This is a genomic window from Indolivaga alginatilytica (assembly GCF_003201355.1).
Classification (GTDB): Bacteria; Bacteroidota; Bacteroidia; order Bacteroidales; family Dysgonomonadaceae; genus Dysgonomonas_A; species Dysgonomonas_A alginatilytica.
In genome coordinates, this window is sequence record NZ_QICL01000007.1 from 1 (window position 1) to 24,318 (window position 24,318).

The window sequence follows — 24,318 nt, forward strand, 5'->3', positions numbered from 1 at the left end:
TTTGACAGTAATACTTTAACTCTGAATCGTATAAATCACAGATATACATATAAATCTTTATCAGTTTAAGCTCTTTCTTCTTGGGAATCATAACTGAAAAATAATGGGGATTATTCTTTTAAGTTAATGATTTTCAAGAGATTGAGCAAATGATCAATCGCTTATTTTATTGATTATAAACATTTTAACTAAACAAATCAGCGGAAAAGTTCAACTACTGATTCGCATTAATAATAAATATCTATTATCTTCCTGATAACGAAAGGCTGCTTTATCGACAAAAATACTTGTTTCATCGAAATTATGTTTCTTGTAATATATTATACAGCTACATTTGTTACAAATAAAAATTACAATTATGAAAAATGAATTAAAAATAGACAACCGTAATAATGGGTCGGGATCAAAAATAAGTTTCGCCATTCTGCTCGTATTAACAGGTGTGCTTCTGCTTTCTTTCAATATGGGATTTATACCCGCCGTATACAAACCCATATTAATATCATGGCAAATGCTTCTGGTAGTATTGGGTATTTCCTTTTTATGTAACCGTCAACTTACGAGTGGAATAATATTAATATCCGTTGGGACATTCTTTATATTACCTGTTGTAGGTCAATCTTTCCCCGATTTGTTCAATGGAACACTGCTTAAGGCAGAAGATTGCTGGCCTGTATTATTAATCATTGGAGGGATTTTATTCTTATTCAAAAAAAATGACTTCGGTGTCTGTCAGAAACAAAAATACCGGTGTTCTGAAAAATCGGATTCGGATACGAATAAAGACTTTTCAGGAACAAATCAAACCGTAGACGATTGTATAGACAAATCGGTACTGTTTAATGGCAGCGAGCAAATCGTATTTTCATCTAACTTTCGGGGAGGGGAAGTAAACTGTGCTTTCGGTGAAATTAAACTTGATCTGCGTAAAGTAAGCGGTTTGAATAAGAATAATAATCTGGAAGTAAACGCAATGTTCGGCTCAGTGATTATTTATGTCCCTGGCGAATGGCAAATAAATCTGAAATCGAGTGTCATGTTTGGAGATATTCAGGACAAAAGAGTAATAATAGACATACCAACTAATGAAGATAATATCTTTTTAAACATGAAAGCTTCTTGCCTCTTTGGAAGTATCGAAATAAGAAACTAAATAAGGTCTGAGATTTTATCTTTTTAGATATGAATAATAATCGTTTAAGTTTTTTGATTCTCTTATTAATTATCGCAATTATTACTTTAATCTTGACGGTTGCAGTAATGACTCCCTTAATCTCTTTACCTGCGTCCTATCTCTTTCTGGATGGTATTGTGTGTGGATTGCTGTTAGCTACATTGAGCTTTCTGTTGAAAGAGGTTTTTAGATATGCCAATCATAAATCATTACCCATGACTCAGCAGATAATTAATTATGGAGCATTAGCCGTCCTGTTTGTTCTTTGCTGGGTAGGTATAAGTCTTTTAGTTCTTAATATATTATTACCTGAGGGCACAATAAATTTCTTTTTTCCAACCATACCCATACGTATACTTATAGCTCTACTTGTGTATGGATTGCTTATATCATTATATAGATCCGTTTTTATTAAGGAGCAGGAACAGGGCGAAGATGTAAATATAGAAGTAGAATCAGAAGAGATATTAAATCTTGAATCTCACGAAGAAACAGTCACAGCTGAAAAAGCTCCAGAAGATGAGCTTTTAGAACATGTTGCTGTAAAGAATGGTCAAAAGATCGATCTGATATTTATTAATGAGATTATATCTATTCAGGCAGAAGGTGACTATGTAATGATCTTTACCTCTAAAGGGAAATACCTGAAAGAGCAAACGATGAAATATTTTGCAGATCATCTACCAAAGAATAAATTTGTGAGAGTACACCGTTCCAATATCATAAACATAGACTACATTCAACGGATAGAACTGTACGAAAAACAGAACCAAGTATTAAAACTCCACAATAATTTGCAAGTAAAGATGAGCCTTGCAGGATACAAAGAGTTGAAAAAAGTATTAAACCTATAAGAACTAATTATTAGATATGTATATCTAATAATTAGTTCTTTATAACAAAAAGGTCTGCGACCTTTATTTTGCTTTTAATGCAGCAAAAATCAATTGTTCGAGTTCATCAGCCAATTCAGGATTATCTCTCATCATATCTTTAGCAGCCTCGCGACCTTGTCCCAGTTTGGTTTCATTATAACTGTACCAAGACCCACTTTTTTTGATGATACCCAAATCAGCACCTAAATCAACAATTTCTCCTGCACGTGAAATACCTTCACCATACATGATATCGAATTCAGCCTTGCGGAATGGAGGTGCAACTTTATTCTTTACAACCTTCACACGAGTTTGATTCCCTTTTACATCTTCGCCATCTTTCAATTGACCGATACGACGAATATCAATACGAACCGATGCATAAAACTTCAACGCATTACCACCTGTCGTAGTTTCGGGATTACCAAACATCACGCCGATCTTATCTCGCAACTGATTGATAAATATACAAGTTGTATTTGTTTTATTGATCGCTCCTGTTAACTTACGAAGAGCTTGTGACATTAAACGAGCTTGAAGACCCATTTTAGAATCACCCATATCTCCTTCAAGTTCAGCTTTTGGAGTAAGAGCTGCAACCGAGTCAATCACGACGATATCGATAGCTGATGATCTGATCAATTGCTCGGCAATTTCTAGAGCTTGCTCACCACTATCGGGTTGAGAAATCAATAGATTGCCAATATCGACACCTAATTTCTCAGCATAGAAGCGGTCAAAAGCATGTTCTGCATCCACAAATGCAGCTATACCACCCGCTTTTTGAGCTTCGGCAATAGCATGAATTGCCAGTGTTGTTTTACCTGACGATTCGGGGCCGTATATTTCGATAACACGTCCGCGAGGGAAACCTCCTACGCCCAGTGCAGCATTCAAACCGATAGAACCTGTTGGTATAACAGCGATATCCTCTATTTTCTCATCGCCTAATTTCATGATTGAGCCTTTGCCATAGCTCTTCTCAATCTTATCCATTGCTGCCTGTAAAGCCTTTAGCTTATCGCTGTTAGGTGCAGCAGCATCTTGTTTTTTCGCTTTTTCTTTTTCTTCAGCCATTATTATTTTTTGTTTTTGTTTTTTAGCTCAGTCAACCAATCTAATATTTGTTCGGCGTGCTCTTTAGCCTTGATGTCTTTAGGACTAAAAGTGTGTTCTATGACTCCATTTTCGTCTATAAGAAATGTAGAACGCAAGGTACCCATATATTTCTTTCCGGCTAACGTTTTTTCGGTCCATATTCCAAACTCTTCGACTAATACTTTGTCTTTGTCCGAAACCAAACGGAAGGGAAGCTCATATTTTTCTATAAACTTAGTATGCGATTTCTCATCGTCCACACTCACCCCTACAATTTCGTAGCCTGCCTGACGCAATTCATAGAAGTTATCTCTGAAATTACAGGCTTCGGCTGTACATCCGGGGGTATTGTCTTTTGGGTAGAAATACAAGATAAATTTACGACCTTTAAAGTCACTCGTTTTCACTTCATTTCCTGCCTGATCCGTACCTAAAACCTCAGGTATTTTATCGCCGATTGCTAGAGCCATATTTTCTTGATTTATTTTGAAACCAAAGATAAGATTTAATTCTTTCGACTGAAAATATTTTTCTTATATCACTCTTTTAAAGGAAGCCTCGTATTTTCTTATTGACACCTTTTAGTTGAAAAGGAGTGACAATAAAACATAAAAGCAGTCTCTTTTTAAATATTTTGTATAATTTAGTGTTTTAGTAAAAACAGAGACCAATATTTAAGGACTCTCAAATAAGAGAATTACAATTTCACTTAAGGTATGAAGACAATTATAATTTTAGGAGACGGAATGGCCGATGAGCCTATCGAAGCTTTGGGTAATAAAACTCCGTTACAAGCTGCACATAAACCGTACATCGATTTACTTGCAGCAAAGGGAAAAAGCGGATTATTAGATACGATACCTACGGGATTTAAACCCGGTAGTGAAATTGCCAATCTATCGGTTTTGGGATATAATGTTCCGCTCGTATTCGAAGGACGCGGATCATTGGAGGCTGCAAGTATGGATGTAGACATTGCACCCGGAGAAATGGCTATGAGATGTAATGTTATCTGCATTGAAAATTGTAAAATAAAAAACCATTCTGCCGGACATATTTCAACGGAGGAAGCAGCCGAACTAATCCGGTTTCTGGAGAAAGAATTAGGTGATGATATTGCTAGTTTTTATCCGGGAGTATCTTATCGTCACCTATTGAAGATAAAAGGAGGAAACAAGAATCTCGACTGTACAGCTCCTCATGATGTTATTGGTACACCCTTCGAAGATGTACTTATAAAAGCGACAACTCCGGACGCTCAGGAAACGGCAACATACCTCAACAATCTTATCCTAAAATCTCAGGAATTACTGAAAGATCATCCTGTAAATAAAAAACGTATCGCAGAAGGTAAAGACCCTGCTAACAGCATCTGGCCCTGGTCGCCCGGCTATAGACCTGAAATGCAGACCTTGCAGGAGCTTTACGGCATAAAAAGCGGTTCGGTAATATCGGCTGTCGATCTGATTATGGGTATCGGTAAATATGCAGGGTTGAAGCTTATACATGTAGAAGGTGCAACGGGATTGTATGATACTAATTACGAAGGCAAAGCACAAGCTGCCATCGATGCCCTCAAAAATGATGACTTTGTATATCTTCATATCGAAGCCAGTGACGAAGCAGGTCATGAGGGAGATTTTGAGCTGAAGACAAAAACGATAGAATATCTTGATTCACGAGTAGTAAAAACTATTTATGAGGCTACTAAAGATTGGGATGAACCGATCACTATTGCCATATTACCCGATCATCCTACTCCATGTCATTTGCGTACACATACCAATAAGCCTGTGCCATTCCTTATATACAGATCGGATGGCGATGCAGACAGCGTACAGGTATATGACGAGTTTGAGTCAGCCAAAGGGGATTTTGGTATCTTGGTAGGTCATGAATTTATGGATACATTATTTAGCAAGTAAAGTGACTTGATAATAAGTTATACGAATCAGTAGTTGGATTGTCTCTACTAAACGCTCTTTTTTTTACTGACGCACCCTATCGGGTTTGTCTTTCATTTTGCCTTGATGCAAAACGAAACAAAAGATCAAGACTGTGCCTTTTGCCTGACCCGATACGTGCTCCGAAAGCGAAAACAAAAAAATACGTTTGACACTGATTTCTTTTTGTTTTTTACGCTTTCCTCCCACATCGGGTGCCCCATGCAACCGGCAAGGTCGAAGAGCCTGACGGGCGTAAGCAAAGCCGACGTTTACTTCGGGGGTGAGGCATCCGTTCAACGAAGCAGTCGTTAAGAATAAAATGTAAAGAGTCCGATAGGACGGCTTATTTTATTCCGACGGCAAGTTGATAACGGATCACACCCGTAAGTGGTCGGCAAAGACTTTTTGGTTCCTTTTGCGGCTTTAGGCAAAAGGAACACAAGCAATCTGTGATTGTGCGTAGGAAATAAAGATCTTAAAAGAGCATTTTCACTAACAACTGAACTACTGATTCAGATTCAGCAGTTAAATTGTTTTATCTATAAGGATCAGATACAAGTAAATAAGCGTATGAACTATGTATTTGTCCCTATACGGAAAAAAAGCAACAGTAAATAATGAGAAAAAAAGACAAACAAAAAGTGTTACTTTTGTCACTTTTGTTACTTTTTTAAATGTAAATTTCTCATTGTCTGCTGTTTGGTGAAAAGCCAAAAGTAACACTTAGCTGTCACCTTTGAGTCCTTTTTGTAACTGATGAAACATGATTGTCACTTTTTTGATCATGAATTAATAAATACATTATTTAATAAGTAAATGGTAAAACGGCTCTTCTTCCTTATTCTCTTACTATGCTGGGTAGTAAACATATTCGGACAAGCGGATTTTAAAGGAACTAAGTTTGATCAGGTTTTAATAATCTCCTATGGTGGCTCTGTAGTTGACCATATTAATTTTGATTTTCAAAAATTAGGTGTGGAGGTAGACACTTTGCAATTTAAGCATAAAGCATTTTTGACGATCGAAGAAGGGAGAAGCCTCTATGACTTATTAGTTGATAAATCGTCTTATAAGGGAATTGCTTCTATCTGTTGGATTCCTCATTTATGTATTTATTTTCTGAAAGAGAATAAGACTGTAAATGTAATTGAGGTATGTATGGATTGTAACCGATTGCAATCAGTATTAAGAATTAAAGAGGCAGACCCCGTGAAATATAAAGGAGGGGTAAATATGCCCAAAGGGCTTTCGCCTTCATTAAATGAATATTTACAAAAAATGATGGAGAAATATTCTCTTGATTATAGATTTTTTCAAGAATAAAGTAAATACAATATGAAATATTACAGTACAAATAAACAAGCACAAGAAGCCACATTACAGGAAGCTGTGGTAAAAGGGTTAGCTTCCGACAAAGGTTTGTTTATGCCCGAAAAAATTAAGCAACTGCCTGAGTCGTTTTTTGATAAAATAGATACACTTGGTTTTCAGGAAATAGCCTATGCTGTTGCAGATGCTTTCTTTGGTGACGATATAGAAGCCGATACTTTAAAACAGATTGTATACGATACTTTAAATTTCGATACACCTTTGGTACATGTTAATGATAACATCTATAGCTTAGAGTTGTATCATGGTCCTACATTGGCGTTTAAAGATGTGGGTGCCCGCTTTATGGCTCGTTTGTTAGCTTACTTCATCAAGAAGCAAGGACAGAGTGATGTGAAGGTATTGGTTGCTACTTCGGGAGACACAGGAAGTGCCGTTGCAAATGGCTTTCTGGGTGTAGACGGTATTCATGTATATGTTCTGTATCCTAAAGGGAAAGTCAGTAATATTCAGGAATGTCAGTTTACCACTCTCGGACAAAATATTACAGCTCTCGAAATAGACGGAACATTCGATGATTGTCAGGCATTGGTTAAGACAGCGTTTATGGACGACGATTTAAACAAAAAGCTGAACCTGACTTCTGCTAACTCCATTAACGTCGCTCGTTTTCTTCCTCAGGCTTTTTATTATTTCCACGCATATGCACAGTTGAAGAAAATAAATAAGGCAGATAATGTGGTAGTAAGTGTTCCCAGTGGAAATTTTGGAAATCTCACTGCGGGACTTATCGCTAAACGAATGGGGTTACCTGTCAAACGCTTTATTGCTGCCAACAATAGTAATGATATATTTTACGAATATCTGCAAACGGGGAAATACAATCCCCGCCCATCCGTACAAACCATCGCTAATGCTATGGATGTAGGTGATCCGAGCAACTTTGCCCGTATATTGGATTTGTATAATCATTCTCTATCTGAAATAAAGAAAGATATTTCAGGTGAATGGTATGATGACAATACAATTAAAGACGTAGTAAAGGAAACCTACCAAAAAACAGGTTATTTACTGGATCCGCATGGTGCATGTGCATATCAGGCTTTAGCTGATTATCTCGAGAAAGATGAGGTTGGCGTATTTTTGGAAACAGCCCACCCTGCTAAATTTTTAGAAACCGTAGAATCTATTCTGGATAAAAAGATAGAAGTGCCTTCTGCGTTACAAGCCTTTATGAAGGGAGAAAAGAAAAGCATTCAATTGCAGAATGATTATAACGATTTTAAATACACTATGCTTCAATAACGAGAGTGACCAATAATAATCTGATACACTATCTATGAAAAAAGCAATTATCTCGGTTTTATTTTTCGTTTCCTTTTTGAGTATAAATGCACAAAGCAACTATGCACAAACACTGGAGTGGGTGATCGAAACATTCAGCCAAAACGATGCAGGGTTTCAATACATTGTTGATAAAAAAGGGAAAAAAGATTACGATGACTTCACGCAGGGCATTAAAAGTAGAGTGCCAAATGTAGCTAATGATGACGAATTTGTCAATTTGGTGTGTGAATGGCTGTATTATTTCCGTAAAGGACATGTAGGGTTCGGGGTGAAGGATAAACCGAACCGGAAACCATCCCGGAGTAACTTTGACGATAAAGTATTGCATCTCGATAGATTGAGCGACAAAACACTCTATCTGCGAATTCCTTCATTTGAATATAAGAATAAGGTAGCTATCGACAGTATAATCAAAGTCAATAAAGATATGATTGGTGTTACCCCTAACCTTATCATCGATATTCGTAACGGTTCGGGTGGTAGTGATGCCAGCTTTTGGAAATTATTACCTCTCTTATATACTAACCCGATTAGGCAAGTAGGTCTTGAGTTTAAAGGCAGCGAATTAAATGCTAAAGGCTTTGAGCAATATGCCGAAATGACCAACAACCCCAGCCTTAATAATGTTGCAAAATTATTGAGAGAAAACGATAAAAAGTTTATCGCTGTTGAAACAAGTGACAAAACATCTGTTATAAAGTTCGATAATATACTCCCTTATCCACAACGTGTCGCTATCCTCATAGACGGAGGGAATGTGAGTTCGGATGAGCAGTTTCTTATCTATGCAAAACAAAGTTGGAAAGTGAAACTATTCGGTAAAACCACCAGAGGAGCAATAGATATATCCAATATGACATATACTTTTTCGCCTGACGAGAAATTTTACCTGTCTTATGCAATGAGTAAAAGCAAGCGGATTCCCGATTTCATGGTAGATGATATCGGATTACAACCCGATTTCTATATTGACTCCGAAATTCCCGAAGCGGAATGGATAAATTTTACTAAGGGTATATTGGAGGAGTAAAAAACTATAAAATAAGAACCGGCAGAATAACGATTCTGCCGGTTTTTATTTTATTTCAAGAATTCACATACTAAATCGAATGTCCTTTTAAACTGCTCGGTCACCTCTTTTTTTATTCCTTGTAATGCAGGGAATGGGTCTTCGTGCTTGTATTTATAAGGAAAACCCAATATATCCACTTTGATGGGAATATCACGATTAACTCCCTGCAATGTATTTATAACCTCATATGCAGGAACTACCGTATCTTCCCTTAAAGTAATAGCATAGATACGATCGCTCATTTCTCTGAATTTACTTTCCCTATATTTGGTAAGCGTTTTATAATTAAGCATACTTCTGAAGTTGACCCCTTCGGGGTGAGTTCCTCCTAAGTAGTGTCTCAGTACTTCATCACGTTTCATATGGCTCTCCAGATGCTCTACGACATACGAATAAAGGCTTACGTTGGCTTCACTGTCTAAGATGAATTTGGATACAGGGGACAATCTGTTAAACACTGCTCCTCCGCAAAATGATATAAATCTCGATTTGGAGAAATAATCGTTTTTATTGGTCATCATTAAGATTTCAGATAGGAAACTGCCTATCGAATAAGAGAATACATCAATGGAAGCCTCCGGATCTATATTCGGATGGTTATTGGTTTTGATATCTTCAATTAAATCGATTACATCATAATAGGTTTGTAATCCCGACCATATAAACCTCTGAGGCTTGTTATGCAATCGGGTACTGATTGCCACATTCGATAAACTTGATCCGATAACATCGGGATGCCGATGCTTGCGTTGCTCGCTGATAGAATACATTTCACGCATATCGCTCCATGCAGCCGGAGCTCTGTTCATATGAAATGCAATCGGAAATAAGACTACCGCTTTACCTGTCTTTTCTACAATGTATTTTGCCCAGGGAAGGTATTTAGCCCAATGTTTCTCATTAAACCCATGAAACATAAATAATATTCCCTTCACTCTGGGGGTATTCTTCGGAGCTATTACATGATAACGAAATTTGATATTTTCCAAGATTTCCGCATCCTTTTTGTTCAGCATCTCTTGAATAATATCCGGCTCATATCCGTGCTCAGATCCTAAAGGAATGTATTCATAATCATCGTTATTCCCCGATCCACCGGGTAAAATAAAACGGTATTTAGATTCAAAATTGTAATTTCTCAATACCGTATTTTCATCGATATTAATCTCATTAGCTTCGTAGCATTCTATATTTTTCAAATGCTTATACAAATCACAATATTCCATTTTCTTTCTATTTAGTACAGTAAAACAAATAATTAAGGACTCAGGCCTATTCATTTATTTTTCAGATAAAAGCCGATATCCTATTCTGCAATACAAACATTTCCTTTTTTCACAATATTCTCTTTTCAATTGTATCAATGCCTGAGTATCATAAGCACTTCTCGATCTTACTCCATATAATGCAAATTGCTTGACAATTGAATTGGATTCAGGTTTTATCAAATCTAAGAAATTTAAAGCTCTGTCTACATAAGATTCATCATTAATTCTTCTCCCATATGCAAAAACGATCGGAACTACCGCATTTATAATCATTACATCCAACGATGCATCCCCAATATATTTATTCTTACGAGGAGATTCTTCTCCCAGTTGATAATGGGTCTGCCAATACTCAGAAGCATTTATATGAAGAAGCAAACGTATTTGTCCCAAATCTTTACATTCGAGTACCTTTGAAAATAGTCCTTGTATATTTAATAATAAACCGGCTAACTGTGCCAGTCTAATGTGTGGAGCACTTGTTGGACGTACCCTCAACTTTCTGAATATCTCTTTATCCAAAGGTGTAAGTGAATACTTATTCTTTAGAAAATTATATTCTTGTTGAAGCCTCTGCGTATATTCATCAGAAATAATTAGTTCGTCCAACATTCCTGCTTGTCCTAAGAGCAATGCTTCTATTTGTAACGGATTATCTCCTTGCTTTAAGATATAATGTAATGGCAAGCTCAGAGCCAACCTTTGAAAAGCATCTGAATTAAGCCCAAACCCCATAGACCTTGATAGCAGGACATAAAACACATCTGCCCATGAATTATTAAATGTTCCCAGTAATTTCTGTATATCATTTGATTTTCGCTCCAGACGCTCCATTAATAATGCATTAAGCCATCCTTGTAAATGTATGGCAGGAAATTCTTTCAGGTAGTTACAGCAGGGCAGTGCGACATCCGAATTTAGTAAAAACTCAATATTATCTTTTATATGTTTGGGGTATTGTATCTCACACTGGGGTATAGCAAGCTTAGCCTCATTATATACTTCTTTGGTAGCAAATTCTACAACATGCAATATTACCGAATTATATATTTTATTTTGATCATGCCGATGTTTAAACCATTCGTCCGAAGATCTGTGTATTTCGATATTACCAATCCAAACTCTTTCTCCAACCTTTACCTTTGCATTAAAAAAATCAGGCCCTTCATCTGTGTTATGTAAGCCTACATCTAATATTTCGATCGGAATTCCATCTGTTGTTTTTAGATTTGGTTGAAAAAGCCGATGTTTCCATACATAGTGCAATAGTTGTTCCATTTGTAAATTGGTATCAAGAAAATATTCAGATTAAGTATCAATATGTTTTGCATCCATAAAAATAGGAAATATATATTCTAATTAGGTAGCAGCACATAATATATTCCTTCTTCTTTATATTTTTTATCATTCCGCAAATATTTGTAAGAAGATCATGTCTATCGTGAGTTTAATACAATGAAAATACGCAATAAATGCATAGTGACATATAATGGACACAGGTACTTCAGTAACTTTATAGCAAGTCTTATTTCCGAAATTATAGCATGTTTTTTTAATTTAAAAGCCTGGTCTTCAAAGCTTATTTTGAAAACCAGGCTTAATTATTTTTGTTCTAATGCCTATCTCGAATTCACATTCTAATAAGATTACTTTTCAGCAAGTAATTCATCTACAAGTTTGTTGAAATCGGCTTTAAATTCGTCATAGAATAATCCTGTAGCAGGTCCGTTAAAGCCTGTATGGATTTTTCTTACGACACCTTTTTTATCAATAAATATAGTTGTCGGATAGCTTTTCAAACCTCCATCTAATGCAGCTAACACTTTCTCCGAATCAGCTATCTTTCCTCCAAACAGGACATCATAAGTAATACCGTATTTATTCACTAAATTAGATAAAACTTTTTGTACATATTCAGGATCATCTTTCCGTTCAAAAGCAAGACCTACTATTTCTACACCTCTGTCTTTATTCTCTTTATACCAAGGAGCTAGAAATTCAGCTTCATCCAAACAGTTTGGGCACCAGCTACCTAATACGGAAATGATAACTACTTTGTCTTTAAACCTTGGATCACTTAGAGAAACTTCATTACCTTTCAGGTCTTTTAATTTCAAGTCAATAGAGTTGTATCCCTTTTTCAATTGAGTAAGACCATAAGGATCGGCTAAACGGGCGTTTGCGTTGCGTATTCCTTTGATTTTCTGACTACCTCTTGCTGTAATAAATTCACCCTCGAAGTTGTTTTTATCAATGAATTTACCTTGAATAAGATAAGGGCTTAATCCGGCAAAAGCCGAAAGTCTGAATCCGCTCTTGTCGGATACCCCTTCCAGATAACGGAAATCGCCCGAATTAGTTAAGATAGACCCCGTAAGGATACCGTCTTTCTGGCTGAATATACCAACATTGTTTTTAGTCTCGGTTTCGGTAATGAATTGAATATCCCATTTTCCATCCAACGAATCGGCAGAAGTGCCTTCCGTTGAGAAGCGCGGAGTGTCACCGTATACAGCTTTGAATTCGATGCCTTTATCATTTTCCGAGAACAACCGGCTGAATAATCCGGTAATTGTGTCTCCTTTTATTTGTCCTTTAAGTTCTGTGTCGTATGCTTTAATCGGAATAAATACACTATCGCCTCTGTATGTTATACCATCAAGAGGAACACGTTCCGCTCCGTTTATTAAGGTGACAATGGCTAAGCTGTCCGAACTGCCTTTTTCTACTTCAAATGAAAATGGAATATTGCCATCTTTCGCACTGAATTCAGCATGCCATTTTCCGTCTTTTAATTTTTGAGTTTCTTGCTTGTCATTTTTACAGGATGCTAATCCTATTGCGGCTGATAGCCCTAGTATTAAATATTTCTTCATTGTTATCTATTTTGTACATTTTGTAGAGGGCAAATATAGGATTGAAATTTGTAAAATAAAATCCCACAAGTATGGTATTTACTGAAAAAGCAGTCCTATACTATTTAGAACTGCTTTTCTGTAGATATATTATAAAAAGGTTACTCCTTATTTTAATATCTCGGACCTTGTTAATGTTTTTATTTGCGAAGTAGGGAGTCCGGATTAAGGTTTTCACCTTCTATATCCTTGAAGTACCTGTAGGTTCCCACTTTTAGCTCTTCGGTTGCGGCTTCATCACATACAATGATTGCTTTCTCGTGAAGTTGCAATGCTGTAATAGTCCACATTTGATTGATACATCCCTCCACAGCTTGAGCCAATGCTCTTGCCTTGTTGTGACCATTTACCATGATTAGTACTTCTTTTGCATCTAGTATCGTTCCTACACCTACAGTTACAGAGGTCTTTGGAACTTTATTAATATCGTTGTCAAAGAATCTGGAGTTCGCAATAATGGTATCCTTTGTCAATGTTTTTACACGGGTTCTCGAAGATAGTGACGATCCGGGTTCGTTGAATGCGATATGCCCGTCGGGTCCGATACCTCCCAAGAACAGATCGACTCCTCCCACTGCTTTCATCTTCGCTTCGTATGCTGCACACTCTTCGTCAAGATCGGCTACATTACCATTCAGAATATTTACGTTTTCTTTTTTGATATTCACATAGTTGAAAAAATTATCCCACATAAATGTGTAATAGCTTTGCGGATGGTTTTGTGCTAATCCCACATATTCATCCATATTGAATGTGATTATATTTTCGAACGAAACAATTCCTTTTTTATTTAATTCAATAAGGCTTTTATACATCCCAAGCGGAGACGAGCCGGTAGGTAATCCTAACACAAAAGGTTTGTCTGCCGTTGGTTTTGCTGCATTTATTTTTGCTGCAACATAATTTGCCGCCCATTTTGACAGGTTGCTAAAATCTGACTGAATAATTAATCTCATGTTGTATAGTGTTTATTATGGTTTTTCATATTAAGGTCTCATACCTTTTATTGCTTTGGTAAGTACAAAGGCAACTAATAGTTATGACTCTGAAATACGACATTTAATCTTTTTTACTGACAAAGAAAGATAGGCCTTGTTAAAGCCTATCTTCTTTTCTGATTATTTTTGAGTTAAAGAGGCTTGTATTCCACGAATGCTTCAATAGCTTCGTAAGATGCTAGGCCCAGTCTGCGATATAACTCAGCCGTAGCATGATTTCTGTCCTCGGAACGTTGCCAGAACAGACGCTCGTCATTTCCTAAGAAAGGAGCACTTTCCATCTGAGATTGATGTTTAAGGATAGATAGACGTTTTGAACGTAACTCTTCAGGAGAGATCGGAACTGCCATTTCAATAAAGTCAATTTCCCACTCAGCCCAAGCTCCACGATACATCCAGAAACGGCAGTCGTTCAGCCATGCTGTTTTTTCGTTTTTCAATTCATCAACAGCGGCAAGAATTGCATCAAGACATACTTTGTGCGTTCCGTGAGGATCGGCTAAATCTCCGGCAACAAATACTTGGTGTGGTTTGATAAGCTGTAAGTATTCTTTAACAATCTTTATATCAGCTTCCGATATCGGGTTTTTCTTCACCTTACCTGTTTCGTAGAAAGGAAGGTCGAGGAATTTGATTTTCGAATCCTTAATTCCTACAAAGCGGCATCCGGCAGTAGCTTCTTCACGACGGATACGTCCTTTCATGAATAATACATCCGCAGTATCCTCGTCTCCGGCTTTCTTTTCCTTCATTAAGAAGTTAAGAACCTTTGCCAACTCTTCTTTTAAAATAGTATCATCAGGGCTATACTTAGCACGAACATTCTCCATAAGAGACGCATAGCGAATCACTTCTTCGTCACCTACGGCTATATTACCGGAAGTTTGATAAGCCACATGTACATCGTGGTGTTGATTTACCAAACGTTGGAATGTACCTCCCATCGAAATAACATCATCGTCGGGGTGAGGGCTGAAAATAATCACACGTTTTGGATATGGAGTCGCTCTCTCCGGACGATTTGTGTCATCCGCATTCGGTTTTCCTCCGGGCCATCCTGTGATAGTATGTTGAAGGTCGTTGAATACCTTGATGTTCACATTATAGGCAGAACCATATAATGCCAACAGTTCACCAAGACTGTTATTCTGATAATCTTTGTTTGTCAGCTTAAGAATTGGTTTGTCAACCTCGAAACATAGCCAAACGATTGCACGGCGAATTAGTTGATTTGTCCAATCACAACTTGTAACCAACCAGGGTTTGCTTATTCTTGTAAGGTCGTAAGCCGAATTGAGATCTGTAAATATTTTTACATTAGAGTGGCTTTGTAACCACGAAGCCGGTATTGCATCACTCTTCTTGCCTTCCACTACATCTTTTACACTATGAGCCTTATCTTCGCCCCAAGCAATCAAGGTAATTTTCTTCGCCTTTAGCATGGTTGAGATGCCCATTGTTATAGCACTTTCGGGAACCTTATCTAACGATCCGAATGTATTGGTTGCTTCTTTGCGTGATTGATTGTCAAGTAAAATGAGGCGGGTTTGAGAGTTGATGTTCGATCCGGGGATATTCACCCCGATGTTTCCACCTCTACCTAAGCCAAGTAGTAAATGATCTATTCCTCCAAAGCTCTGAATCTTATCTTCATAAGATTTGCAATGTGAGAAAAGTTGGTCTTTTGCAACTTCACCATCAGGTGAGAATACTTTAGTCCAGTCTATATCAACGTGATCTAAAAGAAGATCCTTTAATAATTGTAGGTTGCTGTCCGATCCTTTTTGAAGAGGGTAATATTCATATACACTAAAAATCACAACATTTTGGAAACTTAGTTTTTCCTCCTTGTGCAATCTTACCAGTTCCTGATAAATGGTTTGTGGTGAATGTCCTCCGGGAAGAGCCAGTACATAATACTCTTTCGTTTCTTGCTTTCTTCTAATCTCTTCGCCAATCTTTCGTGCAACATAATTAGATGCTGCTTTTGATGACTCGTAGATTTGGGTGTCAATTTTTTCATAGCGCGTCAAAGCGGTTTGCTCAAATGCATTAGTCGGATGGTAGTATCGCTGAGGTATCCGTTCTAAGGTAATCTGAGAGCTTAAGTCTGTTTTCATATCTTTTTTTATTTCGGTTTTATTTAAGATTGAACCATGATTAACAAAGATAGTCATTTTAATGTTCAAAATATTCGTTCAAATGGTGCTATTTTTCTTTTAACGATTAAATTTTGAGGTAGTTTGTTTTTCAGATATCTTCCTTCTGGTAAAGAAGTTCAGTGTATTTCTTTCTTGAATAAAGGCTCAGAGCGCTTTGTTGTAAATTCTTTTATGATAAATAAAAAGTGCAAAGTTGTTAAACTTTGCACTTTTTCGTGATTGATATGTGTTTTTCTAAAAGTTAATTAACATTAGAGGTGCAATAATTGCTTCTTTTAGAAGCCCACCATAAAGGGGTTGATGTTTTGTCTCCTCCTGCTCCTAAGAGAGCAACTCCTGCCTCATACTTATCCTTGTTTACAAAAACTTCCTGTTGAGGATATGCCATACGGCTAATGAAGTTATTAGGGTTTTGAATATTTTTATCAAGTGGGTATGTTCCCGCAGCAGGGCTCGTGTATCTTGGAGTAACAAATGCAGGAAGATTCAATCTTCTCTTGTCATTCCATGCTTCCAGTGCTACATCGGGGAAATTAGCTATATACTTTTGAGTTATTATCTTCTCCAGCTTGGTATTTCCATTTCCTGCTGCATCACCATATGCCGCAGATGTCCCCCATCCGTTTTTGTCTGCCGATTTAAGGTAGGTTGTAATATCCGCTGCTGCTACACCCCATGCTTCCATTGATGCAGTAACACCTTTATTATACCATTCTTCGGCACTCCCTGATGCTACAAAGCCACGCTCGTTTGCTTCTGCCATCAAAAAGCAAACTTCAGTATACATAAGTAAGTCAATTGGTTTTGTGTTGTTTTTCACAATCCATACCGGGCTCAGATATGCATAATCAACAGCCATACTGTCTAATAGAGGCTTGTCGGTAGCTGTTTCACTAGCATTCAATCCTGGAGGGATTCCCTGCCATAAACCTTTCACTGATGGTGCGAAGTATTTAGTGCCGCGAGGATCTAATTTAGCCGGAGCTTTTTTAGCTTCTTCGTTAAATGCAATTCCTCCAAGGTTGGTAAATATTTTTTCCATAGTTGTGGTCATAACTTCTTTACTTCCCCAGCTTTGTTGGTACATGAAATAGTTATATTGTTGTCCCCATAAGCCATTACTCATAATCGGTCCTTTTGCATTGTCGCTATTGGCTATCATCAACCCACCTTTGGCTTTTGCTGCATTAGTTACTTCTTGAGCACATAGGGTGGGGTCTATCTCCGATAGTTTAATTGCTAATCTTAGGTGTAACGAGTTAGCAAAGCGTTGCCATTTACCCAGGTCTCCCTGAAAGATAATATCTTGAGTCGATTTGGATACAAATCCTTTATCTGTATTTATGGCTGCCGATGCTTCCGATAGTTCTTTAAAGAAGAATGTATATTGATCTTTAAGTTCTATGTAAGCCGAGTTCTCACCTTTGGTCGTAGGCATTGGTGCAGGTCCGAAAAAATCTAGAAACTGTGATTGCATATATGTACGCCATATTCTAGCCACAGAGTTTAGGTTTATTTTCTCAGGACTGTCTTTAGTGCCTTCTATTGAAGAGTTGGCATGCAATAGCCATCTATAATGATCTGACCAATAATCGATATTGTAGCCGTCGTTAGGTGCCCATGTACGGTTTATAGCGCCATTCTCAAAATATTGAGAGAAGCAATCGATATTTATATTTTTGATACGTTGATGCAAGTGTGCTCCTGCATAGGTTGATCCCGATTTCAGTGCGAATACAAGGTCTGATTCAGCCGGATCCAGATCGGGCAGATATTCTTTGTTTATATTTTCAAATCCATCAGTACAGGCTGAGAATAATAATCCCATACCTAGTATTGCTGTATATAATTTATATTTGATCTTCATTTTAGTTGCATTTTAGTGATTAGAACGAAATGTTTACATTGAATCCGAGGCTGCGAAGTGTTGGCATTGAACCGAATTCCAGTCCTTGTGCATTACCTGTCGAGTAACCGGCTTCAGGGTCAAAGCCTTTTGTTTTGCTGTATATCATCCATAGGTTTCTTCCGACAAGACTCAATTTTGCACTTTGCAAAGGCGTTTTTCTAAGTATACTCTTGGGGAATGTATAGCCTATGCTTGCTTCACGAAGTCTCACATTTGTTGCATCATAAATCCAAGGTTCTGAAATGCCTGCTAATGCCGACCAATATTGTTCTGCTAAAACAGGTTTGTTGTTGGGTGTTCCATCAGCAAAAACGCCATTTACAATAAAGCCTTCTTCGCGATTGGCTAATGTTTCTTCCAATGTTCCGGCAGACATACCTTCTCTTATAGAACCCATATATACATCACCTCCGTATCTCATGTCGATTTGAAACATGAAACTTACATTTTTCACTCTTATATTATTTACGATACCACCCATCCAGTCTGGATTGAAGTTACCCATTTTTACAAAATTAGGGTCTGCAATAGGTAGCCCGCTTGAGTTGACCAATATCTGACCGTCTTTTTTCATATATGGCTTTCCATAAAGGTCTCCGTAATTACCTCCTACTTGAGCTACTATTTTTAAAAAGTCGCTGATTGAGCCGTCGCTCAGAATTTGTTGTGTAATTTCGTCATCCAACTCAAGAATCTTGCTTTGGTTCTTAGCGAAGTTTAAATCAACATTCCATTGAATATCTTTCGTTTGCACAGGAACACCGCTTAATAGTAGCTCAATCCCCCTGTTTCTTACATTACCTGCATTGATAATCTTGTATTTGTATCCGGTAGAGGATGGAACATCAGCCTTTAAAATTTGGTTTCTTGCTTCTTTATTGTAAAAAGCAACATCTAAACCAACACGGTTATTGAAAGCTTTGGCTTCAAACCCTACTTCGTATGATCTTACTCTTTCTTCTTTTAAGTCTTGAAAGCGTAAAACATTTTCAAGAGAAGATATGATAATAGGTGTTCCATTTTGTAGTTGTTCTACCCCATAGCCGCGTTTTTCAAGCAACTGATAAGGTGTTCCCGAATTACCAACATCTGCCCATGAAGCACGCAGTTTTGCATAATCTAAGAAAGAGGGTTTTGCATCCCATTTGTTTAGAGACTCTGTTATTAGCCAGCTAGCACTTACAGATGGATAGAAATACGACCAGTTGTTAGGATTTAACATTGATGACCAGTCGTTTCGTGCAGTCAAATCTAAATATAACGTGTTGTCATATGAGAAAGATGCCGTCGCATAAAGAGAATTTATCTGTTGTTTAGAATAACCATCCTCTGCAATTTTTTGTAATCCGTTCTTTAGTGTATACCAATTAGGAATTCCTAGTCCGCCGGTTTCAGCTTTAAGGTAATCGCTTCTTTGATACATGATGTTACCACCGGCTGTTGCAACCAAGCCTATCTTTTCCGTTAAGCTTCTATTCATGGTGATTAAGAAATCCGCATTTGTTTCATAAAAAGTGTCATCTTGCATCAGATAATCCCCTGATTGTTGCCAATAAGGTGTTCCTGTCGCATGTATATTGGCGAATTTCGAATTGTGGTAATCGATACCATAACGTCCCTGAATATTTAACCAATCGGTAAATTCATATTTTAAAGATGCAAATCCGATAAAGCGGTTGCGTTTATCTATATTCGTGTTTTTGTTGGCTGCCCAGTATGGATTTCTTATTTTAGCAGAATACTCAGGAGTCCATGAAACAGGTTTTCCCGAAAGATCTACACGGGCAGTAGTTAGAGTTCCTTCAGGATATGCAAAGTTAGGGTATGTGTTTGCCAGATCGTTAAAATGTACTGAACGAGGCATTAACAGGTAATTATAGAATATATTGTCAGGATCTCCTGCCAGCTTTATTCTATTGTTTGTCTCTTGGTTTATGTATGACACTTTAGCGTCGAAAGATAGTTTTTTCGAAAGGTTTGCTGTGGCTCTTAAAGTTGCAGATGTTCTTCTGAAATCACTATTTGGCACAACATTGTCGTTTTTCATATTTAATACGCCCAAACGAACTGTCGAATTTTCATTGCCCTTGCTCAAGTCTACACTGTTTGTCCATGTATTTCCTGTGCGTAGGAAGTCTGTTATTTTATTATTGCTCGGGGTATATTTTATTTTATTCCCAAACATATCTACAACATCTTGTCCTTGCATTCTCGCACCCCAGCTTGCTGGTTTGTTGTAGTCGTACAGATTACCACTTCCTTGTCCGTAGCTGTTTTGTAGTTTAGGTAATTGCATCGGGTTGTCAATAGTCAAATTCGAATTAATGCTGACCCCAAGACCTTTATTAAAGCTTCCCTTTTTGGTTGTTATCATGATAACACCATTACCGGCTCTTGATCCATATAATGCAGCTGCCGCAGGGCCTTTCAATATTGACATTGACTCTACATCATCGGGAGAAATGTCAGCCATAGCCGAACCTCTGTCCACGTTCTTGTTACCGTAAAAATCATCAGTTCCACCGGTTGAGCTATCGATGGGAACACCGTCAACTACAATAAGCGGTTGATTATTACCGGCTAAAGAGTTGTTTCCCCGCAATACGATTCTACTCGATCCCGAAGGTCCAGTACCTGATTGTGTTATCAGTAGCCCTGCTACTTTCCCGGTAAGTGCGTTGGTTATGTTGGGGTCTCTGGTTTCAGTTAACCTATCGCCTTTAACTTCCTCCAATGAATATCCCAGAGATTTTTTATCTCTTTTGATTCCCAGTGCCGTAACTACAACTTCATCCAGCAGTTTTGTATCTTCCGATACAACGATGTCGAGTTTTGTTCTACCGCCTACCTGTACTTCTTTAGGATTAAACCCTACATAAGTAACAACAAGTGTAGCATTCGATGGTACTGTCAGTTTATAGTCTCCGTCTAATCCTGTCATTGAAGCATTAGTAGTTCCTTTTTGTACTACACTTGCTCCGATTAGAGTTTCTCCGTTGCCATCTGTTACAATACCCGATACTGTTATTTTTTCTCCTGTCTGTGCCTTTACCGTCATGCCCGATAATAGCATGATTAGTACCATGGTAATAGGAGAGAGAAGACCCAGTCTTCTTCTTTTGGGTACTTTTGTTTGTCTAATGTGCTTACTGTTTTCCATAACGCCGCTTTTTAGTGAAAATATATAAATTAGAGATTTTTCCGTTATTTGATTAATTGGTTTATATTTAGTAGTTTAATGTGTTATTTCTGACTGTGTGTTACTGGTTAATTTAACGACTATTTAATTTTATTAGACAAAACTATATAGGTTCTCATCTATTACAAAAAAAGAACTGTTAATTAACATTCTGGTGAATTGGCATTGTTTATTGTTGATGTATTGGGTTTATATATCTGTTTTTGAGACGATTATGTGCGTTTTTGTGACGCTTTTGTTTTGCTTTTGATATGCATGCATGTTTTTAAACATAAAAGACGGAGGTTGCTAATGCTGATAATTGTTTTTATTTTTTTAGATAAAATGATCTCTGTTTTATGTATGTTGATTCTACAATGAAAAAATGTATCTTTGTTTCTTATTTAAGTAACAGCAAGTATTAAGTGAAATGTCGTGTAGTTATCACTACCAGTTGCAATTACGCTTGTTAAAGTAATAAACAGGTCTGAGGCCTTAAGAAATATATATGCCTGCGAAAAAGAGTAAAAAGAAAAAAAAGAGTACGAAAACGGCGTCAAATGTACTTCGTTTTCTGCGTAGCGAAAGAGGACAGTTCCTTATGGGAGTATGTGTGATCTTTATCGCTTTGTTTATGTTTATTGGGATGATTTCTTTTTTCTTTACCGGTGCAGCTGATCAAAGCAAGGTTGCAAATAAATATTTTCTGGATTTAATAATCCATAAGCAAGACATCAGTAACTGGACGGGTGTAGGGGGAGCTTTTATTGCCGAGGCGCTTATCAATAAATATTGTGGTGTATTTTCTCTTGTCATACCTGTATTTATAGGAATGATAGGAGTTCGTTTAATCGGAATCAAAACAATATCTGTTATCCGCGCATTTATTTTGTGTTCTTTCATCCTTATCTGGGGATCGATTTTCAGTTCGTTTATTCTAACTAAAGTATTTCCTGATAGCCATATAATCTGGGGTGGAAGCCACGGGTCGATTTTAGAGCAACTATTGGAAACTGCTTTGGGTGGAATCGGAGTATCTCTCATTATTATACTGCTGCTTGTTGTTTTTGTAATAATAACGAAGCAAACTTCAGTAGGATTCTTTAAAAATCTTTTTCCCGGATCAAACGGTATTCCTAAAAGTGATGCAATTAATGAGGATGATTTTGAAGATGAAGAAGCAGAAGAGGATAACGAGATTATTGAGAAGAACTCTGTGCTAAATAAGATATTTAACTGGTTCAGAAGAAAGAAAAAAGAAGAAGATGTTTCAGAAGATAATTTGGAAGAGGACAATCTTCTACCGATAAATAATGATTTGCAAAGAGAGTTATCTTCTCCTGTGTATACACCTCCTGCACAAAATAAACCGATTCTCAACAGGCAGTCGAGATCGATTGATGTTGAAGATGATTTTGAAGTGGTTATTCCTCAGGAAGAAGCATATCAGGAAAAACGGAATATCATATCTCCTATCAGACCAATTCTACCAAGGGAAGAGCGTGAAGAGCTTACGGCTTCGGATGTTGAAGAAATGGAAGATTACGATCCTACAAAAGACTTATCTAATTTCCATTTTCCTTCGTCTGACTTACTGAAAGTCTATGACAATACAGGAAAAGGGGTAGATATGGCTGAGCAAAAGGCAAATAAAGATAAGATTATTAATACTCTCCGTAATTATGGGATTGAAATAACGTCAATTAAAGCAACAGTAGGACCTACTATTACACTTTATGAAATTGTACCTCAAGCCGGAGTGCGTATTTCTAAGATTCGAAATCTGGAAGATGATATTGCTCTGAGTTTGTCAGCTTTGGGTATTCGTATTATTGCCCCTATGCCCGGTAAGGGCACTATCGGAATTGAGGTTCCGAATAAAGATCCTCAGATCGTATCCATGCAGTCGGTTATTGCCTCAAAGCGTTTTCAGGAATGTAATTACGATTTGCCTGTAGCTTTAGGGAAAACAATTACCAATGAAATATTCATGTTCGACTTATGCAAAATGCCTCACTTACTGGTAGCAGGAGCAACAGGTCAGGGTAAGTCGGTAGGGCTGAATGCTATTATAACTTCGCTGTTATATAAAAAGCATCCGGCAGAAATGAAGATGGTATTGGTGGATCCTAAAATGGTAGAGTTTAATATCTACTCGACTATCGAGAAGCATTATCTAGCTAAGTTGCCTGATGCCGAAAAAGCGATTATTACCGATGTCAGTAAAGTGACTCAAACATTAAACTCTCTGACAAAAGAGATGGACGACAGGTATGAGTTGCTGATGGCAGCCAGTGTGAGAACGATAAAGGAATATAACGAGAAATTCAGAAAGCGTAGATTGAGCCCGTTAAAAGGTCACCGCTTCCTGCCTTATATAGTAGTGATAATAGATGAGTTCGGCGATTTGATAATGACTGCCGGAAAAGAAATAGAAATGCCTATTGCCCGTATTGCTCAAAAGGCGCGTGCTGTGGGTATGCATATGATTATTGCGACTCAACGTCCTACAACTAATATTATAACGGGAACTATCAAGGCGAATTTCCCTGCACGTATGGCTTTTCGTGTGACATCTCAAATTGATTCACGTACTATTTTGGATATGTCGGGAGCAAATCAACTGATCGGTCGGGGGGATATGCTATTCTCGCAAGGGAGTGATTTAGTGCGTATTCAGTGTGCTTTTGTAGATACACCCGAGGTGGAAGAAATCACACAATATATCGGAAAACAACAAGGGTATGCTAATGCTTTCGAATTGCCCGAATTTGTTGGAGATGGAGGAGGTGACGATAAAACCGGCTCGGTTGATTTGAGTGATAAAGATCCTCTTTTCGAAGAGGCTGCCCGTTTGATAGTTGTTCATCAACAGGGTTCAACTTCTCTTATTCAGCGAAAATTCTCAATAGGGTATAATCGTGCCGGACGATTGATGGATCAGCTCGAAGCTGCCGGAATAGTAGGTGGTACTCAGGGTAGCAAGCCTCGAGAGGTGCTTATTATGGATGAGTACAGCTTAGAGCAGAAATTGAGTTCTATTTAAC

17 protein-coding genes are annotated in these 24,318 nt (G+C 37.5%); 7 read left to right on the forward strand and 10 right to left on the reverse strand.

All coding sequences use genetic code 11. The features are described from left to right. Nucleotides 1–358: 358 nt before the first annotated feature. Both CLV62_RS07350 and CLV62_RS07355 read left to right on the forward strand, forming a co-directional pair. Nucleotides 359–1,153, forward strand: a complete 795-nt coding sequence (locus CLV62_RS07350) for a LiaF transmembrane domain-containing protein (protein ID WP_110310143.1) — start codon at nt 359–361, stop codon at nt 1,151–1,153. 107 nt (nt 1,154–1,260) lie between these two features. Next, entirely contained in the window at nt 1,261–2,028 is a 768-nt protein-coding gene (locus CLV62_RS07355; protein ID WP_170120032.1) for a LytR/AlgR family response regulator transcription factor, read from the forward strand. 63 nt (nt 2,029–2,091) lie between these two features. On the opposite strand, the gene recA is transcribed toward CLV62_RS07355, so the two are convergent. After that, a complete protein-coding gene (gene recA / locus CLV62_RS07360) occupies nt 2,092–3,126 on the reverse strand; it encodes a recombinase RecA (protein WP_110310145.1) in 1,035 nt (344 codons plus the stop codon). Nucleotides 3,127–3,128: 2 nt separating this feature from the next. Then, the gene (gene bcp / locus CLV62_RS07365; RefSeq protein ID WP_110310146.1) at nt 3,129–3,617 is read right to left on the reverse strand and encodes a thioredoxin-dependent thiol peroxidase; all 489 of its coding nucleotides are present in this window, start codon (nt 3,615–3,617) and stop codon (nt 3,129–3,131) included. 246 nt (nt 3,618–3,863) lie between these two features. On the opposite strand from bcp, the gene CLV62_RS07370 reads away from it, so the two are divergent. After that, entirely contained in the window at nt 3,864–5,072 is a 1,209-nt protein-coding gene (locus CLV62_RS07370) for a cofactor-independent phosphoglycerate mutase (RefSeq protein WP_110310147.1), read from the forward strand. Nucleotides 5,073–5,135: 63 nt separating this feature from the next. Here the strand turns inward: CLV62_RS07370 and CLV62_RS07375 are convergent, their stop codons facing one another. Continuing rightward, entirely contained in the window at nt 5,136–5,390 is a 255-nt protein-coding gene (locus CLV62_RS07375) for a hypothetical protein (RefSeq protein ID WP_110310148.1), read from the reverse strand. A gap of 519 nt (nt 5,391–5,909) precedes the next feature. Here CLV62_RS07375 and CLV62_RS07380 point away from each other — a divergent pair. From CLV62_RS07380 to CLV62_RS07390, 3 genes are read left to right on the forward strand one after another with little or no spacing between them, the layout of a single operon-like run. Next, entirely contained in the window at nt 5,910–6,416 is a 507-nt protein-coding gene (locus CLV62_RS07380) for a hypothetical protein (protein WP_110310149.1), read from the forward strand. A 12-nt stretch (nt 6,417–6,428) separates the two neighbouring features. Continuing rightward, the gene (thrC, locus tag CLV62_RS07385) at nt 6,429–7,727 is read left to right on the forward strand and encodes a threonine synthase (protein WP_110310150.1); all 1,299 of its coding nucleotides are present in this window, start codon (nt 6,429–6,431) and stop codon (nt 7,725–7,727) included. A gap of 34 nt (nt 7,728–7,761) precedes the next feature. Then, a complete protein-coding gene (locus CLV62_RS07390) occupies nt 7,762–8,799 on the forward strand; it encodes a S41 family peptidase (protein ID WP_110310151.1) in 1,038 nt (345 codons plus the stop codon). A gap of 50 nt (nt 8,800–8,849) precedes the next feature. Here CLV62_RS07390 and CLV62_RS07395 read toward each other — a convergent pair whose 3' ends face one another. From CLV62_RS07395 to CLV62_RS07425, 7 genes are all read right to left on the reverse strand, one after another. Further along, nucleotides 8,850–10,067: a DUF6051 family protein gene (locus CLV62_RS07395; RefSeq protein ID WP_110310152.1), complete on the reverse strand. Its 1,218-nt coding sequence runs from the start codon at nt 10,065–10,067 to the stop codon at nt 8,850–8,852. Between the two features lie 54 nt (nt 10,068–10,121). Continuing rightward, nucleotides 10,122–11,387, reverse strand: coding sequence for a DUF2851 family protein (locus tag CLV62_RS07400; RefSeq protein WP_110310153.1), 1,266 nt, complete (start codon nt 11,385–11,387; stop codon nt 10,122–10,124). Nucleotides 11,388–11,755: 368 nt separating this feature from the next. Beyond that, nucleotides 11,756–12,985, reverse strand: coding sequence for a peroxiredoxin family protein (locus CLV62_RS07405; protein ID WP_110310154.1), 1,230 nt, complete (start codon nt 12,983–12,985; stop codon nt 11,756–11,758). Between the two features lie 179 nt (nt 12,986–13,164). Further along, a complete protein-coding gene (gene nagB / locus CLV62_RS07410; RefSeq protein ID WP_110310155.1) occupies nt 13,165–13,980 on the reverse strand; it encodes a glucosamine-6-phosphate deaminase in 816 nt (271 codons plus the stop codon). Between the two features lie 173 nt (nt 13,981–14,153). Then, nucleotides 14,154–16,142 carry a glucosamine-6-phosphate deaminase gene (locus tag CLV62_RS07415; RefSeq protein WP_110310272.1) on the reverse strand — a complete coding sequence of 663 codons (1,989 nt, stop codon included), beginning with the start codon at nt 16,140–16,142 and terminating at the stop codon, nt 14,154–14,156. Between the two features lie 283 nt (nt 16,143–16,425). Then, nucleotides 16,426–18,051: a SusD/RagB family nutrient-binding outer membrane lipoprotein gene (locus CLV62_RS07420; protein WP_110310156.1), complete on the reverse strand. Its 1,626-nt coding sequence runs from the start codon at nt 18,049–18,051 to the stop codon at nt 16,426–16,428. 19 nt (nt 18,052–18,070) lie between these two features. Beyond that, the gene (locus CLV62_RS07425) at nt 18,071–21,253 is read right to left on the reverse strand and encodes a SusC/RagA family TonB-linked outer membrane protein (RefSeq protein WP_110310157.1); all 3,183 of its coding nucleotides are present in this window, start codon (nt 21,251–21,253) and stop codon (nt 18,071–18,073) included. Between the two features lie 526 nt (nt 21,254–21,779). Between CLV62_RS07425 and CLV62_RS07430 the strand changes: the two genes are divergently transcribed. Beyond that, a complete protein-coding gene (locus CLV62_RS07430) occupies nt 21,780–24,317 on the forward strand; it encodes an FtsK/SpoIIIE family DNA translocase (protein ID WP_110310158.1) in 2,538 nt (845 codons plus the stop codon). Nucleotide 24,318: the final 1 nt, after the last annotated feature.